The sequence below is a fragment of the Streptomyces sp. NPDC002054 genome, assembly GCF_040296685.1.
GTDB lineage: Bacteria > Actinomycetota > Actinomycetes > Streptomycetales > Streptomycetaceae > Streptomyces.
Genome location: NZ_JBEOXT010000013.1, coordinates 141653 through 157964 on the forward strand (window position 1 = coordinate 141653; position 16312 = coordinate 157964).

Here is a 16312-nt window from a genome sequence, read left to right on the forward strand (position 1 = left end):
AGGGGGAATGTCATGGGGTCCACGCCGAACAAGCCGCCCACTCCGCCCACTCCCGGACGGGAAAGGCTGATCGAGCAGTTCAAGGTCGACGGCCTGAACATCATGTTCGGAAATCCGGGAACGGTGGAACAGGGATTCCTCGACGCGGTCGACGCGGCAGAGGACTTCCACTACATCCTCGCCCTCCAGGAGACCGTGGCCGCCGGCATCGCCGACGGCTACGCCCGGGCCACCGGCGGTGCCGCCCTGCTCCAGCTGCACTCCGGTGTCGGTCTGGGCAACGGCATCGGCATGCTCTACCAGTCGCTCCGCGGCCACACCCCGCTGGTGGTGGTCGCGGGCGACGCCGGGGTCCGGTACGACGCCATGGACGCCCAGATGGCCGCCGACCTGGTGGCCATGGCCCGCCCGGTCACCAAGTACGCGACCCGGGTCACCGACCCGAACTCGGTACTGCGCACCATCCGGCGGGCCGTGAAGATCGCCCTCACCCCGCCGCGCGGCCCGGTGTTCGTGGCCCTGCCGATGGACGTGCTGGACGAGCTCAACTCCGAGCCCGTGCTGCCCGCCACGGTGCCCCTCACCGATGTGGCCCCCTCCGCGGCATCGGTGGGGCAGGCGGCCCGGCTGCTCGCCTCCGCGGAGCGGCCGGTGGTCCTGATCGGCGACGGGGTCTCGCTCTCCGGCGCGCAGCGGGAACTCGCCGCCGTCGCCGAGCTGCTCGGCGCGGACGTCTACGAGGTCGACTCCTCCGAGGTCAACATCCCGGCCTCGCACCCGCTGCGGCGCGGCCAGACCGGCCACATGTTCGGCCCGCACAGCAAGGAGCTGGTCGCGGACGCGGACGGGGTGCTCATCGTCGGCACCTACGTCTTCCCCGAGGTCTTCCCGGAACTGGCGAGCCCGTTCCGCGAGGGCGCCCGGATCGTCCACATCGACCTCAACGCCTACGAGATCGCCAAGAACCATCCGGTGGACCTCGGGCTGGCCGCCGACCCGCGGGAGGCGCTGCGCGCCCTGGCCGGCGTACTGGAGCGGGAACTGACCCCGCAGCGGCGCGCCGCCGCGGCGGCCCGGCTGGAGGTACGCACCCGGGAGCGGGCCCGCGAGGCCCTGGCCGCGCCGCCCGCGCCGGAAGACGGCACGCCGATGGCCGTGTTCCTGCGCACCCTGGCCGAGCGGACCCGCGGCGACCTGATCGTCTTCGACGAGGCGCTCACCACCTCGCCGCTGGTCACCCGCCATCTGCCGGCCGAGCGGCCGGGGGACTACCACCTCACCCGGGGCGGCTCCCTCGGCATCGGCTTCCCGGGCGCGGTCGGGGTCAAACTGGCCCGGCCGGACCGGCTGGTCGTCGGGTTCGCCGGCGACGGCGGGTCCATGTACACCTACCAGGCCCTGTGGACCGCCGCCCGGCACGGCATCCACGCGAAGTTCGTCGTCTGCAACAACCGCAAGTACCGGCTGCTCGACGACAACATCGCGCAGTACTGGCGGGAACGGGACATCGCCGCGCACGAGTTCCCCGGCTCCTTCGACCTCTCCCACCCCGAGATCGACTTCGCCGGGCTGGCGCGGTCCCTGGGGGCCGGCGGGATGCGGGTGGAGAAGCCGGACGAGGCCGTGGCGGCGGTGGGCCGGATGATCGCGCATCCCGGCCCGTTCCTCGTCGACATCCAGATCTGACCCGGAAAGACCCGGAAAGGGAGGGACCATGCCCGCCGAGCGGCTGACCGAGCCCGCGATCCGCAGTTTCGCCGAGAAGTGGTACGTGGCTCTGGACCAGCACATTCCGCTGGACCAGGTGCTGGCCTTCATCACCGGCGACCTGGAGTTCCGGGTCCCCGAGGACACCTTCACCGGCCACCAGGGCTTCGGCCGCTGGTACGAGGCCGTCACCCACCGGTTCTTCGACGAGGTGCACACCGTCACCAAGGTGGAGCCGGTCATCGAGGACGCGGGAGACCGCGCCACCGTACGGGTGCTGGTCAACTGGCAGGCCAAGATCTGGGACCCGCCGGGGGCCCGGAGCCAGTGGCTCGGCTTCGACGCCGACCAGACCTGGATCGTCGTAGCGGGCCCGGACGGGCCGCAGATCAAGACGTATGTGGTCAACGAGCTGGCACCGATGCCCGGTTCGGGCTCGCTCTGAGAGGCAGGCGGACGATGACCGAGGTGACACGGGAGCGGGTGCAGGCCGCCTACCAGGCGCTGGGCTCGGGGGACCGGGACCGGATCCTGGAGTACTACGCGGAGGACCTGCGCTGGCTGGTGCCCGGCAGCCATCCGCTGGCCGGCTGGTACGAGAGCCTGGACGCCTTCCTGGAACTCATGGGCCAGACCCACAAACTCACCGGCGGCACCTTCCGGATGGACCTGGAGTCGATCCTGGTCGGCGAGGACTGCTCCGCCGACGTGTGCCGCAACGTCGCCCAGCGGGCGGGCGCGGCCGAGGCAGGAGCGTCCGGCTACGAGCGGATGGACTACCAGGTCTTCCACTTCATGCGCTGGCGCGACGGACGGATCGTCGAGGGCCGCGACGGCCTGTTCGGCGACACGGCCACGGCCTTCAGCCAGTTCTGGGCGCCGTTCGGCCCGGACGGCACCCGCAGGGACCGATAGGGGAGCGGACATGGACGCCCGAGAGATCCTCACCAAGTACTACGAGTACGCCAACGCCGGGGACTGGGACCGCTGGTGCGACCTGTTCGCCGCGGACCAGGTCATGGACGAGCAGCTGGCCGGGCACATCGAGGGCCTGGACACCCTGCGCTCGATGATGAAGGGCATGGGGGACATGTACCGGGTCTTCCAGAACAAGCCCGTCCACTTCATCGTGGACAACGACGGCGAGAAGGCCGCGGCGGTCTCCCACCTGAGCGCGGTCAGCGCCTCCGGGGCGGCCATCGAGGCCGAGGTCATGAACTTCTTCCGGATCGCCGACGGAAAGATCGCCTACATGGCGAACTACCACGACACGGTCCCCTTCCAGGTCCTGAGCCAGGGCTGAGGGGGGCGGTGACCGATGGCGATCGCCGAGTACGACTACATCATCGTGGGCTCCGGTACCGCCGGCAGCGTCCTGGCCAACCGGCTCTCCGAGGACCCGGACGTCTCCGTCCTCGTCCTGGAGGCCGGCGGCAACCGCATCCCGCCCGAGGTGGACGACCCGTCCTCCTGGTACAAGCTGCTCGGCGGGCCGGTCGACTGGGGCTACACCAGCGTCCCGCAGCCCGGACTGGACGGCCGCCGCACCTACGAACCGCGCGGCAAGGCCCCCGGCGGCAGCAGCAACCTCTACATCATGATGCACATCCGCGGCCACGCCTCGGACTTCGACAACTGGGCCTACCAGGGCGCGGCCGGCTGGGCGTACGAGGACGTGCTGCCGTACTTCGCGCTGCTGGAGGCGCAGGAGGACGTCACCGCCGCCACCACCGGCACCCAGGGCCCGCAGCGCATCACCCACGCCGGCCGGCACAGCCCCAACCCGGTCTCCCGCGCCTTCATCGACGCCGCCGTCGAGCTGGGCCACCAGGAGATCGCCGACTTCAACACCGACGGGCCGCGCCGCGGACTGTTCGGCACCGGCTGGCACCACATCGACGTGGCCGACGGCCGCCGCCAGGGCACCCTGGCCGCCTATCTGGAACCGGCCCTGACCCGGCCCAACCTGACCCTGCGCACCGGCGCGCAGACCACTCGGCTGCTGTTCGACGGGGACACCTGCACCGGCGCCGAGTACGTCCAGACGGCGCCGCCCGCCGATGTCGCCGGCCGGACCGTACGGGACGCGAACGGCACCACGGGGGAGCCCGGGACGTACACCGTCCGGGCCCGCCGCGAGGTGATCGTCGCGGCCGGGGCCATCGAATCGCCCAAGCTGCTGCTGCTCTCCGGCATCGGCTCCCCGGACCGGCTGCGCGAACACGGGATCGCGGTCACCGCTGCCGTGCCGGGCGTCGGCGAGAACTTCCACAACCATGTGCTGACCGGACTGATGGCCGAGGTCACCCAGGCACTCCCGGCACCCGCGCAGAACCTCTCCGAGAGCGCTCTATTCCTGTCCTCGCAGCCCGGCCTGCCCGCCCCGGACCTGCAGATCGCCTTCGTCCACGTGCCCTTCGACGTGATCGTCGGCCAGGACCACCCCAACACGGTGTCCATCCTGCCGGGCGTGGTCCGGCCGGTCTCCCGCGGCTGGATCCGGCTGGCCAGTGCCGACCCGCTGGCCCACCCGCTGATCCACCCGAACTACCTGGGCGACCGCTGGGACCTGGAGCGGATGGTGCAGGGCGTCAAGCTGGCCCGCGAGATCTTCGCGACCTCCGCCTTCTCGCCCTGGTACAAGCAGGAACTCCAGCCGGGGCCGGGCACGGTCACCGACGAGGAGCTGCGGACCTTCGCCAGGCAGAAATCCGAGAGCTACCACCACCAGGCCGGCTCCTGCCGGATGGGCATCGACGACCTCGCCGTGGTCGACCCGCAGCTGCGGGTGCACGGCGTGCGCAACCTGCGGGTGGTGGACGCGAGCGTGATGCCCGCGGTGCCGTCCGGCAACTGCCACACCGCCATCGCGATGATCGCCGAGCGCGCGGCGGACTTCCTGAAGGGAGTGTCCCGTGCCTGATGCCGTGCTGCGCGAGGGCGCACTCACCGGGACCCGGATCGCGGTCCTGGTCGAGAGCGACTTCTACGAGCCGGAGATCTTCTACTACCAGCACCGGTTCGCGGAGGAGGGCGCCGAGGTCGACTTCCTGACCCGGCTGTGGGGCAACGACTCCATCACCTTCTCCGGGCACGAGTACCGGGCGCCGTTCACCGCGGACCGGTCCCTGGAGGGGCTGAGCGACGAGGCGCTGCGCCAGTACTCGGCGCTGATCGTGCCCTCCGGGATGGTGGCCGACCGGCTCCGGTACACCGAGGACGTGGACGTGCTCGCGCCGGCCACCGAGCTGCTCCGCCGGGCCTTCGAGGAGCCGACGGTCCTGAAGGGGATCATCTGCCACGGCATGTGGCTGGCCTCCTCCATCCCCGGCAAGGTCCGCGGTCGCAAGGTGGTCTGCCACAACAACCTCATCGGCGACGTCCGCAATATGGGCGCGCAGTACGTGGACGAGGACGTGGTGGTCGACGGTGACCTGGTCACCGGCCGCACCGGGGCCCACCACCACCTGTTCGCCCGCCGGATCATCGACCTGATCGCCGGCGGGCGGGGGCGGGGGGCCGGCTGATGCGCTGGTCGCACGTGGGCCTCAACTGCACCGACCAGAAGACCACCGAGGAGTTCTACACCCGGTACTTCGGCTTCGACCGGGCCAGGGTGGTGAACCTGGGCGATGCGCAGATCGTGTTCCTGCGCAAGGGGGACGCGTACCTGGAGCTCTTCCCGGCGGGCACCGAGCCGCCCGCAGGGCCGGACGGGAACGATGGCCCGCAGGCCCCCGGGCGGATGCGCCATCTGGCCTTTCAGACCGACAGCGTCGACGCATTCCTCGCGGACATCGGGGACGCCGCCGACATCACGCTCGGTCCGCTGGACTTCGACGACTTCATCTGCGGCTGGCGGACCGTCTGGCTGCGCGACCCCGACGGCGTGATCGTCGAGGTCAGCCAGGGGTTCCAGGACGAAGCCGACACTACAAAGGACGTGACACATGGCTGACGCCGTGAGCTTCTCCTTCTCCGACACCATCGCCGGCTACGTCGGCCGCTTCGACTCCGAGTCCCGGCTGCTGCGGCTGAAGACCGCCGACGGCCGTGCCTTCGACGTCTCGCTGGCCGGCGACCCCAGCGCCGAGCTGGTCCGCAACCTCGACGAGCCGTACATCGACGCCTCCGGGCACATCGACGAAATGCTCTCCCCGGGCCGCTTCCTCTTCGTGTACGGCGTCCACTACCCGGAGAAGGGCGGCAGGTTCGACGCCAAGCGCCTGGTGTTTCTGGGCCGCGGAGCCGAGGACTACCGGTTCGAGGAGGCCGGCTGGTGGGTCAAGCAGATCGAGTCGCTGGCCTCCTTCTACCGCAAGGCCCAGTTCGGCGACGGCCCGGTCGACTTCACCGAGTACCGGACCGAGATCCGGCTCGGCGGGGACAAGACCGCCAGCCACGTCCAGGAGACCGACACCATCTCGCGGCTGGTCTACGGCATGGCCTCGGCCTACCTGCTGACCGGCAAGGACGAGTACCTGGAGGTCGCCGAGCGCGGCACCGAGTACCTGCGCAAGCACATGCGCGTCGTGGACAGCGAGGAGGACGTGGTCTTCTGGTACCACGGCGTCAGCGTGGACGGGGACACCGAGCGGAAGCTGTTCACCTCGGAGTTCTCCGACGACTACGACGCGATCCCGATGTACGAGCAGATCTACGCCCTGGCCGGCCCCATCCAGACCTACCGGGTCACCGGTGACATCCGGATCAAGAACGACGCTGACGCCACCATCCGGCTGTTCGACAAGTTCTTCAAGGACGAGGAGCAGGGCGGCTACTACTCGCACATCGACCCGATCCTCTTCAGCGCCGACCACGAGTCCCTCGGTGAGAATGCCGAGCGCAAGAACTGGAACTCGGTCGGCGACCATGCGCCCGCGTACCTCATCAACCTGTACCTGGCGACCGGCGACCAGAGGTACGCCGACTTCCTGGAGTACACCTTCGACACCATCGCGGACCGCTTCCCGGACTACAAGAACAGCCCGTTCGTCCAGGAGCGCTTCCACCGCGACTGGTCGCACGACACCACGCACAGCTGGCAGCAGAACCGTGCGGTGGTCGGCCACAACCTGAAGATCGCCTGGAACCTGCTCCGGATGAACTCGCTGAAGGCCAAGCCGGCCTACACCGACCTCGCGAAGAAGATCGGCGAGCTGATGCCGGAGGTCGGCAGCGACCTCCAGCGGGGCGGCTGGTACGACGTGGTCGAGCGGATCAAGGCCCCCGACGCGACCCGGGAGACGTACCGTTTCGCCTGGCACGACCGCAAGGCCTGGTGGCAGCAGGAGCAGGCGATCCTCGCCTACCTCATCCTGCACGGCACCCTCGGCGGCGAGGACTTCAAGAAGGAGGCCCGCCAGGCGGAGGCCTTCTACAACACCTTCTTCCTCGACCACGACGAGGGAGCCGTCTACTTCAACGTGCTCGCCAGCGGCACGCCGTACCTGCTCGGCACCGAGCGGCTCAAGGGCAGCCACTCGATGTCCATGTACCACTCGGCGGAGCTGTGCTACCTCGCCGCGGTCTACAACAACCTGCTCATCAACGGCCGGGAGATGGACTTCCACTTCAAGCCCGACCCGACCAACCTGCCCGACCGCGTGCTGCGCGTCTCGCCGGACCTGCTGCCCGCGGGCTCGGTGGCCGTCGCCTCGGTCGAGATCGACGAAAAGCCGTGGACGGACTTCGACGCCGACGGCCTGACCGTCCGGCTGCCCGACGTCCAGGGCCGGATCAAGGTCAAGGTCCGCCTGCGGCCGGTGACCAACTAGGCGTCAACGGGGGCGCCCCGGAAAGAGGGGAACGAGAAATGACTCTTCACATCAAGGAACGCCGGAACAAGACGGGCACCGTGCTCGTCGCCACCGGCGAGATCAACAGCGAGAGCTCCGGCTCCCTGCTGGAAGCCCTGCTGCCGCTGGTCCGCGAGGGCCGGCCGCTGAAGATCGACCTCACCGCCGTCACCTATGTCTCCAGTGCCGGCCTGCGGACCCTGCTCGTGGTCTACCGCGAGGCCCAGCACGCCGGGGTCGCCGTCACCCTCTATGGGGTGAGCGAGGAAGTCCGGTTCGTCATGTCGGCCACCGGCTTCCTCGACTTCTTCGAGACCGGCGAGGCCGAGGCAGCCAACGCCAAGGCCAACGCCAAGGCCAACGCCAACGCCAGGGCGAAGGCAGCCCGATGACCGAGGCCGCCCGCAGCGAGCAGGTCCTGCGCGTCGACGCGTACCCGACCCACGAGGTGGGCGGGTACCGCGTCCGCGCCGGCAAACCGTTCCCCTTCGGGGCCAATGTGGTTCCCGGCGGGGTCAGCTTCTCCGTCTTCTCCGACCAGGCCACCTCCATGACCCTGGTCATCTACAAGCGCGGCGAAGCAGAGCCGATGGCCGAGCTGGAATTCCCCGAGGAATTCCGCATGGGCAGCGTCTTCGCCATGACCGTCTTCGGCCTCGACCACGAGAACATCGAGTACGGCTACCGGGCCGACGGCCCCTTCGACCCGGTCGTCGGGCACCGCTTCGACGCCCGCCAGGTCCTCTCCGACCCGTACGCCCGGCTGATCGCCGGCCGCGACGTGTGGGGCGTACCGCCGGACTACAGCCGCGGCTACCAGTACCGCTCCCGGGTCTGCCTGCAGGACTTCGACTGGGGCGACGACACCCCGCTGCAGATCCCCGCGGAGGACCTCGTCGTGTACGAGACCCACGTCCGCGGATTCACCCGGCACCCCAACTCGCAGGTCACCGCCCCCGGCACCTTCGCCGGCCTGCGGGAGAAGATCCCGTACCTGAAGGAACTCGGGGTGAACTGCATCGAACTGCTGCCCGTGTTCGAGTTCGACGAGAGCGACAACCCGCGCAGCAACCCCGAGACCGGCGAGAAGCTCTACGACTACTGGGGCTACAACACCGTCTCCTTCTTCGCGCCCAAGGCCGGCTACGCGGCCACCGGACGCTACGGCATGCAGGGCGACGAGTTCCGCACCCTGATCAAGGAGCTGCACGCGGCCGGCATCGAGGTCATCCTCGACGTGGTGTTCAACCACACCGCCGAAGGCAACGAGCAGGGCCCGACCATCAGCTTCAAGGGCCTCGACAACTCCACCTACTACATGCTCACCCCGGAGGGGTACTACTTCAACTTCAGCGGCACCGGCAACACGGTCAACTGCAACCACCCGGTGGTCCGCAACTACGTGCTCGACTGCCTGCGCCACTGGGTCGCCGACTACCACATCGACGGCTTCCGCTTCGACCTCGCGGCCATCCTCGGCCGGGCCCTGGACGGCACCCCGCTGCCCAACCCGCCGCTGCTGGAAATGCTCGCCTTCGACCCCGTCCTGCGGCACACCAAGCTGATCGCCGAGGCCTGGGACGCGGCCGGGCTCTACGAGGTCGGCAACTTCCCGGCCTATGGCCGCTGGGCCGAATGGAACGGCAAGTACCGGGACACCGTACGCCGGTTCATCAAGGGCGACTCCGGCGTCGTCGGGGAGCTCGCCACCCGCATCGCCGGCTCGCCCGACCTGTACACCGGCCGCGGCCCGGCCGCCTCGGTCAACTTCCTCACCGCGCACGACGGCTTCTCCCTCGCCGACCTGGTCGCGTACAACGACAAGCACAACGAGGCCAACGGCGAGAACAACAACGACGGCGCGAACGACAACAACAGCTGGAACTGCGGCGTCGAAGGGCCCACCGAGGACCCGGAGATCAACGCGCTGCGCACCCGGCAGATGAAGAACGCCCTCGCGATCCTGCTCACCAGCCAGGGCATCCCGATGCTGCTGTCCGGCGACGAGGTCGCCCGCGGCCAGCAGGGCAACAACAACACCTACTGCCAGGACAACGAACTCTCCTGGTTCGACTGGGACCTGGTGGAGCGGAACGCGGAACTCCTGAATTTCACCCGGCAGATGATCGCCTTCCGCACGTACCACCGCGAACTCCGCTCCACCGACCACCCCACCGGCGCGATCCGGGCCGACCTCGGCCTGCCCGACATCAGCTGGCACGGGGAACGGGCCTGGCAGCCCGACTGGTCGCCGGAGAGCCGGCTGCTGGCGGTGGCCCGCTGCGGATCCGGGGACGACGACGTGGTGTACGTGGCCATGAACTCCCACTGGGAGGCACACGACCTGGAACTGCCCGCCCTGCCCGGGCGGCGCACCTGGCACCTGTTCGCCGACACCGGAGCCGAGGCCCCGCACGACATCACCGCCCCCGGCACGGAGACCGAACTGGACAACGCCGGCAAGTACCTCATCGGCCCGCGCGCAGTGGTGATCCTCGTGGGCCGTACCAACGAAGGAGACTGACATGCCGCTTTCCGTGTCCCTGAGCATCGAGGGCGACACCACCGTCATCGAACTGAAGGGCGAGCTGGACGCCGGCACCGCACCGGACTTCCACCAGACCATCGAGAAGGCCGCCGGACACGGCACCGCCACGGTCGAGATCAACATGACCGGGGTCGGCTACATGGCCAGCGCCGGACTGCGCTCCCTGGTCTTCGCCCGGCAGAAGGTCGCGAGCAATGTGGCCATCAAGGTGACCGGGGCCAGCGAGCCCGTCGCCCGGACCATCCGCACCGCGGGCCTGGACCGGAGCATCGTGCTCTCCGATGAGTGAGAGCCACCCACCCCGCAAGGCCAGGACCCCGCTGACCGAACCGGCCGCCGGTGAGCTCCAGGTACCGGCCAGCTTCGGCTCGCTCGCCGCCATCGCCTCCTTCGTACAGGCGGTGGCGGGGCGGGCCGGGCTGGACCGGAGGGCCGCCTACCGGCTCCGGCTCGCCGTGGACGAACTGGCCACCAACATCGTGATGCACGGCTACCGGGGCGGCGACGGACGGATCACCGTCCGAGGCCGCTCCGGCCCCGGCCGGGCCAGGATCGTCGTCGAGGACAGCGCCCCCGAGTTCGACCCGGTGGCCGGCTGCCTGCCACCCGCCACCGAACTCCCGCCGGAACAGCGGCGGATCGGCGGCCTCGGCATCCACCTGGCCCTCACCAGCGTCGACGAGTTCAGCTACGTACGGCACGACGGCCGGAACATCAGCACACTGACCGTGCAGGCTGAGGGGACGGAGCCATGCCCTCCACAACCGTGATCATCCTCGACGACCATCCGCCTCCTCCGGACAGCCTCCTGACCGCGCTCCGCACCATGGACGCGGCCCTGGTGGCCCACACCCTGCAGGAGCTGATCTCCGGCCCGGTGGAGCTGCTGCCGGTGGCCGATGTGCTGCTCGCCCCGGCCGAAGTGCCGGGGGACTCGGTCCGCACGGCCGTCCGCCGGCTGCGCCGCCGGTACGGCGCACCGATCGTGGTCGTCTGGACCGTGGACGGCTTCGCCGCCCTGGAGGAACACGTCCGGCTCGGCCACGACTACCTCGTACCGCCCTTCCTGCCGGCCCTGGTCGGCGCCCGGCTGCACAGCTGCTCCGAACGCGCCGAACTCGGGCGCACCCTGCGCGAGGCCGACGCCCGCGCCGAACTCGTCAGCTACGAGAAGGAACTGGAGATCGGCCGCGAGATCCAGGCGGGCTTCCTCCCCGAGGCACTGCCGGTCCCCGACGGCTGGGAGATCGACGTCCGGTTCCGCCCGGCCCGCCAGGTCGCCGGGGACTTCTACGACGTCTTCGAACTCGTCCACCGGCGCAGGCTGGCCGTAGTCGTCGCCGACGTCTGCGACAAGGGAGTCGGCGCGGCCCTGTTCATGGCCCTGATCCGCTCCCTGCTCCGCCACACCGCCGAGAACAGCGGCCTCCAGCACCTGGTGGCGGCCGGCCGGTCCGGCGGCCGGATTCCCGTCGTCGGCGCGACCCCGCTGCTCAACGCGGTCACCGCCACCAACGGCTACCTCACCCGCAACCACCTGCGCCAGGGCTACTTCGCCACCCTGTTCTTCGGCGTGCTCGACCCGCTCACCGGCAGCCTCGTCTACATCAACGGGGGTCACAACCCGCCGCTGCTGCTCAGCCCCGGCGGCGGCAGACCCGTGGCCCTGGAGGTCACCGGACCCGCCGTCGGCGTGCTGCCGGACTGTGTCTACACCCTCGGATACGCGCAGCTCGACCCCGGGGACACCCTGTTCGTCTTCACCGACGGGGTCCCGGAGGCCCGCTGCCCGGAGGGCCGGTTCCTCGGCGACGAGCGGATGCTCGCTCTGCTCGCCGAACCGCCGCTGGGCAACGGCAAGGACGTGCTGGACCGGATGGACTCCGCGGTGCGCGAGCACACCGGAACCGCCGAACAGCACGACGACGTCACCATGCTGGCCCTGCACCGGCCACCACGTGCGGCGCGGGGGCCGCACGCGGACGGTGCCGGCTACCGGGTGGTGGCCTGATGACCCGCACCGTCGTGGTGCACTCCCACCGCGGCGGAACGGGGAAGTCCACGGTCCTGGCCAACCTCGCGCTGCTGCTGGCGGACGGGGGCCGCCGGGTCGGAGTGGTCGACACCGACATCCAGTCGCCCACCCTGGACCTGCTGTTCCGGCTCCCGCCGGGCGGCGGATCCCTCACCGACTACCTGCTCGGCCGCTGCGAGATCGAGGCCGCGGCCCATCCGGTGGCCCGGCCCGGGCTGTACGTCGTACCCGCCCGGACCGGCACCACGGCCCTGCGCGAGATCATGGCGACCGGCTACGACGTGGGGCTGCTGCCCGAGGGCTTCGACCGGTTCGCCGACCGGTACGCCCTGGACCTGCTCCTGCTCGACACGCACGCGGGCCTGAACAACGAATCGGTCACCGCCATGGCCAGCGCCGACATCCTGGTGCTGCTGGTCCGCGCGGACCGGATCGACCTGTCCGGGGTGGAGGAGACCCTCGCCCTGGCCGGCCGGCTCACCTGCCGGCGGGCCCTGGTGATGAGCATGGCCCCCGTCGGCATGGACCGGGAACCGGCCCGCCGGCGGGCCGAGGAGGTCTACGGCGCTCCGCTGGCCGGGATCCTTCCGTACGTTCCGGAAATGGCCGCCCTGTACGGCGAACGCATATTTGCGGACGCCCATCCCGACCACCCCCTGGTCGGTGAATTCCGCACCATCATCACGGCGCTTGACATCGCCATGGACGCACGTGACGAAGTATCGCGTGCCTGACGTCATCCCCTTACGCCCTCTGATAGTGGGCGTGTTGAATCGGCAGCGAATCCAGAACAAGGAGATCGGTCATGAAGATTCTCGTCGTCATGACGGCCAAGGCAACGCTCCACCTGCTGGACGGGGAACTGCACCCCTCGGGATTCTGGGCCGAGGAATTCGTGGTCCCCTATCAGATCTTCCGGGCCGCCGGGCACACCGTCGACGTGGCGACGATCGGCGGCCAGGCCCCGACCGTCGACCAGACCAGCATCGATCCGCAGTTCCTCCAGTGGGTCCGCCCGGCCGGCTCGAAGGACACCGACGCCGCCAGCGCGGCCGAGTACATCCGGGTCATCGGGGCGACTCCGCAGCTGAAGAAGCCGCTCGCCTTGGAGTCCCTCGGCGAGAAGGACATCGCCGGTTACGACGGCATCTACGTCAGCGGCGGCCATGGCGCCATCGGCGACCTGCCCAAGTCCGACGAGCTCGCCCAGCTGCTGCGCTGGGCCATTGCCCAGGACAAGCCGCTCGCCACGGTCTGCCACGGCCACACCTCGCTGCTCGCGCTGCGCGACGGAGAGGGCCGCTGGCCCTTCGAGGGCTACCGGATGACGGCCTTCTCGCACAGCGAGGAGCTGGTCACCAACATGGCCGGCCGGCTCCCCCTGATCCTCGAGGTCGAACTCACCCGGCTCGGCGCCCGCTACGAGAAGGCCGAAGCGATCTGGGACTCGCACGTGGTGGTGGACCGCAAGCTGACCACCGGCCAGAACCCGTACTCCTCGAAGGCCCTCGCCGAGACCTTCTTACAGCAGCTCGCGCAGGCCTGACCGGCGACCGGCCCCGCACCCCGACCCGGGCGAGTGAGCCCCAAAAAAAGCGGAAGGCAGCTATGACCAAGCGCGCGCTCAGCGGCCAGCCCCTGGCCAATCCCGGCAAGCTGTTCATCGGTGGCAAGTGGGTCGAGGCCAGAGGCGGCGGCACCGAGCCCGACATCAGCCCGGTCGACGGTCAGGAGATCGTGCCGGTGGCCCAGGCCGGCGCCGCTGACGCCGATGCGGCCGTGGCGGCGGCCCGGGAAGCGTACGAGTCGGGACCCTGGAGCAGACTGTCCGCCCAGGAACGCGCCCTGCGGCTGAACCGGGTCGGCGAGCTCATCGAGCGGGACCTCGAGGAGATCGCCCTGCTGGAGACCGTGGACATGGGCAAGCCGTTCGCGTTCTCCAGCACGGTCGACGCCCCGATGGCCGCGCAGCTCATGCACTACTACGCCGGTGCCGTCACACGGGTCGACGGCTCCTCCCGGGCGCCGGCCGGCGGACAGCTCGCGTACACCCTGCGCGAACCGCTCGGCGTGGTCTGTGCGATCACCCCGTTCAACTTCCCGCTGCTGCTCTCCATGACGAAGATCGCCCCGGCGCTGGCCGCGGGCAACACGGTGGTGCACAAGCCCTCCCCGGCCACCCCGCTGACCGCCCTGAAGATCGCCGAGCTGTTCCAGGAGGCGGAGATTCCGGACGGGGTGCTGAACGTGGTCACCGGTCCGGGCGTGGAACTCGGTGAGACCCTCACCGGCCACCCCGGCATCGACAAGATCGCCTTCACCGGCTCCACCGCCGTCGGCCAGTCCATCATCCGCAAGGCCGCCGGCACCCTGAAAAAGGTCACCATGGAACTCGGCGGCAAGTCCGCCAACATCGTCTTCGCCGATGCCGACCTCGACGCCGCCGAGGAGCTCGCCTTCTTCGGCATCTACTACAACAAGGGCGAGATCTGCACGGCCGGATCCCGGCTGCTCCTCCAGCGCCCCATCCACGACGAACTCGTCGAACGGCTGGTCCGGCGGGCCGCCGCGCTCAAGCCCGGCGACCCGCGCGACCCGGCCACCCTGTTCGGCCCGCTGGCGCACCGCGGCCAGTTCGACAAGGTCAGCTCGTACATCGAGGTCGGCGAGAAGGAGGGCGCCAACCTGCGGATCGGCGGCTCCGGCTGGACCCCCGAGGGCGCCTCCTCCGAAGGCCTGTACTTCCTGCCGACGATCTTCACCGGGGTCGACAACGGCATGCGGATCGCCCAGGAGGAGATCTTCGGCCCGGTCCTCTCCGTCATCCCCTTCGACACCGAGGAGGAGGCCGTACGCATCGCCAACGACAGCGCGTACGGACTCGCGGCCGGGGTGCACACCAAGGACCTGCGGCGCGCCCACCGGGTGGCGGCGCAGATCAAGGCCGGCACGGTCTGGGTCAACTGCTACAACCAGTACGACCCCTCCGTGCCCTACGGCGGCTACAAGGCCTCCGGCTTCGGCCGCGAATGCGGTCCCGAGTCGCTGGAGAGCTACACCCAGACCAAGTCGGTATGGATCGGCCTCGACTGACCGCTCGACTGACCGGAGGAACGTCATGAACACGGGCATCATCGGCACCGGGCGGATCGGATCCACCCTGGCCCGCATCCTGGTGGCCGCCGGCCACCGGGTGATCCTCGCCAACGGGAGCGGCCCGCACACGCTCGGCCCGCTGGTGGCCGAACTGGGCTCCGCCGCACGGGCGGTGACCGTGGCCGAGGCCGCCGAGCGGGCCGACCTCCTGGTGCTGATGCTGCCCTTCGACCGGGCCGAGGGGCTGCTGCCGCAGGACGCCGTCCGGGACAAGGTGCTCGTCGACGCGATGAACGCGTTCAGCGGGCAGGGCGAGCCCCGGGACCTCGGCGTCCGGAGCTCCAGCGAAATCGTCGCCGGCTGGTATCCCGGCGCGCGGCTGGTGAAATCCCTGAACACCATGCACTTCGAAACATTTGCCTTTGCCGGGACCGCACCCGGGGAACGCCTCGCCCATTACACGGCGGGCGACGACGTGAAGGCAAAGGACATCGTGGCGGGAATCATCACGGATCTCGGATTCGCCGCCGTGGACACCGGCCCGCTGCACTCCGGCGGAATTCTCCAACAGCCCGGCGGGCCGCTCTTCAACCGGCCGCTCACGGAAGCGCAGGCAACGGAATGGATCTCACGCTGAATGTCAACGGACTGCCCCGGCAGTTCTCGGCCGAACCCAACGAACTGCTTGTCGAGCGGCTCCGCGACGGGCTCGGCCTCACCGGCACCAAAGTGGGCTGCGACACCGGCCAGTGCGGCTCCTGCGTCGTCCGCCTCGATGGCGCCTCGGTCAAGAGCTGCCTGATCCTGACCGCCGCGGCGGCCGGCTCCGCGGTCACCACCATCGAGGGGGTCTCCGCCACACCGGACGGGGCACTCACCGGCCTCCAGGAGGCCCTGCGCCAGGAACACGGCACGCAGTGCGGGTTCTGCACCCCCGGGATGGTGATGGCCCTCGGCGAGTTCGTCGACCGGTCGGCGGCCGGCGGGGGCGAGGAGGCCCCCACCGAGCCCGAGATCCGCGAGTGGCTCACCGGCAATCTCTGCCGCTGCACCGGCTACCACAGCGTCGTCCGCGGGGTGCAGCGCGCCTGCGCCGCGCAGGCCACCGCGAGACAGGAGGGGTGAGCG

At 69.9% G+C, this 16312-nt stretch carries 18 protein-coding genes; all 18 read left to right on the plus strand.

Features of this window, described 5'->3' with window-relative positions; translation table 11 throughout:
• The first annotated feature begins 12 nt into the window (after positions 1-12).
• Positions 13-1686: a thiamine pyrophosphate-binding protein gene (locus ABT123_RS14900; protein WP_351313374.1), complete on the plus strand. Its 1674-nt coding sequence runs from the start codon at positions 13-15 to the stop codon at positions 1684-1686.
• A gap of 28 nt (positions 1687-1714) precedes the next feature.
• Positions 1715-2152 carry a nuclear transport factor 2 family protein gene (locus tag ABT123_RS14905; RefSeq protein ID WP_351313376.1) on the plus strand — a complete coding sequence of 146 codons (438 nt, stop codon included), beginning with the start codon at positions 1715-1717 and terminating at the stop codon, positions 2150-2152.
• Positions 2153-2166: 14 nt separating this feature from the next.
• Positions 2167-2622, plus strand: coding sequence for a nuclear transport factor 2 family protein (locus ABT123_RS14910; RefSeq protein WP_351313378.1), 456 nt, complete (start codon positions 2167-2169; stop codon positions 2620-2622).
• A gap of 10 nt (positions 2623-2632) precedes the next feature.
• Positions 2633-3010 carry a nuclear transport factor 2 family protein gene (locus ABT123_RS14915; protein WP_351313380.1) on the plus strand — a complete coding sequence of 126 codons (378 nt, stop codon included), beginning with the start codon at positions 2633-2635 and terminating at the stop codon, positions 3008-3010.
• Positions 3011-3025: 15 nt separating this feature from the next.
• Positions 3026-4630 carry a GMC family oxidoreductase gene (locus ABT123_RS14920; protein ID WP_351313381.1) on the plus strand — a complete coding sequence of 535 codons (1605 nt, stop codon included), beginning with the start codon at positions 3026-3028 and terminating at the stop codon, positions 4628-4630.
• Entirely contained in the window at positions 4623-5234 is a 612-nt protein-coding gene (locus ABT123_RS14925) for a DJ-1/PfpI family protein (RefSeq protein ID WP_351313382.1), read from the plus strand. Before ABT123_RS14920 ends, ABT123_RS14925 begins: the two co-directional genes overlap by 8 nt.
• The gene (locus ABT123_RS14930; protein WP_351313384.1) at positions 5234-5665 is read left to right on the plus strand and encodes a VOC family protein; all 432 of its coding nucleotides are present in this window, start codon (positions 5234-5236) and stop codon (positions 5663-5665) included. The genes ABT123_RS14925 and ABT123_RS14930 overlap by 1 nt, the downstream gene beginning before the upstream one ends.
• Entirely contained in the window at positions 5658-7484 is a 1827-nt protein-coding gene (locus ABT123_RS14935) for an AGE family epimerase/isomerase (RefSeq protein WP_351313386.1), read from the plus strand. Before ABT123_RS14930 ends, ABT123_RS14935 begins: the two co-directional genes overlap by 8 nt.
• A gap of 38 nt (positions 7485-7522) precedes the next feature.
• Positions 7523-7897 carry an STAS domain-containing protein gene (locus tag ABT123_RS14940; RefSeq protein ID WP_351313388.1) on the plus strand — a complete coding sequence of 125 codons (375 nt, stop codon included), beginning with the start codon at positions 7523-7525 and terminating at the stop codon, positions 7895-7897.
• A complete protein-coding gene (gene glgX / locus ABT123_RS14945) occupies positions 7894-10029 on the plus strand; it encodes a glycogen debranching protein GlgX (RefSeq protein ID WP_351313390.1) in 2136 nt (711 codons plus the stop codon). Before ABT123_RS14940 ends, glgX begins: the two co-directional genes overlap by 4 nt.
• 1 nt (position 10030) lies before the next feature.
• Positions 10031-10342 (plus strand): STAS domain-containing protein, encoded by a 312-nt coding sequence (locus ABT123_RS14950; protein ID WP_351313391.1) that lies wholly within the window; start codon positions 10031-10033, stop codon positions 10340-10342.
• On the plus strand, positions 10335-10823 hold the full coding sequence (locus tag ABT123_RS14955; protein ID WP_351313393.1) for an ATP-binding protein: 489 nt from the start codon (positions 10335-10337) through the stop codon (positions 10821-10823). The genes ABT123_RS14950 and ABT123_RS14955 overlap by 8 nt, the downstream gene beginning before the upstream one ends.
• On the plus strand, positions 10805-12064 hold the full coding sequence (locus tag ABT123_RS14960; protein WP_351313395.1) for a PP2C family protein-serine/threonine phosphatase: 1260 nt from the start codon (positions 10805-10807) through the stop codon (positions 12062-12064). Before ABT123_RS14955 ends, ABT123_RS14960 begins: the two co-directional genes overlap by 19 nt.
• Positions 12064-12822 (plus strand): AAA family ATPase, encoded by a 759-nt coding sequence (locus ABT123_RS14965; protein ID WP_351313397.1) that lies wholly within the window; start codon positions 12064-12066, stop codon positions 12820-12822. The genes ABT123_RS14960 and ABT123_RS14965 overlap by 1 nt, the downstream gene beginning before the upstream one ends.
• A 71-nt stretch (positions 12823-12893) precedes the next feature.
• Positions 12894-13634 (plus strand): type 1 glutamine amidotransferase domain-containing protein, encoded by a 741-nt coding sequence (locus ABT123_RS14970; RefSeq protein WP_351313398.1) that lies wholly within the window; start codon positions 12894-12896, stop codon positions 13632-13634.
• A gap of 62 nt (positions 13635-13696) precedes the next feature.
• Positions 13697-15181: an aldehyde dehydrogenase family protein gene (locus tag ABT123_RS14975; protein WP_351313400.1), complete on the plus strand. Its 1485-nt coding sequence runs from the start codon at positions 13697-13699 to the stop codon at positions 15179-15181.
• Positions 15182-15206: 25 nt separating this feature from the next.
• On the plus strand, positions 15207-15821 hold the full coding sequence (locus ABT123_RS14980) for an NADPH-dependent F420 reductase (RefSeq protein WP_351313402.1): 615 nt from the start codon (positions 15207-15209) through the stop codon (positions 15819-15821).
• Positions 15806-16309: a (2Fe-2S)-binding protein gene (locus ABT123_RS14985; RefSeq protein WP_351313404.1), complete on the plus strand. Its 504-nt coding sequence runs from the start codon at positions 15806-15808 to the stop codon at positions 16307-16309. Before ABT123_RS14980 ends, ABT123_RS14985 begins: the two co-directional genes overlap by 16 nt.
• The last annotated feature ends 3 nt before the right edge of the window (positions 16310-16312 follow it).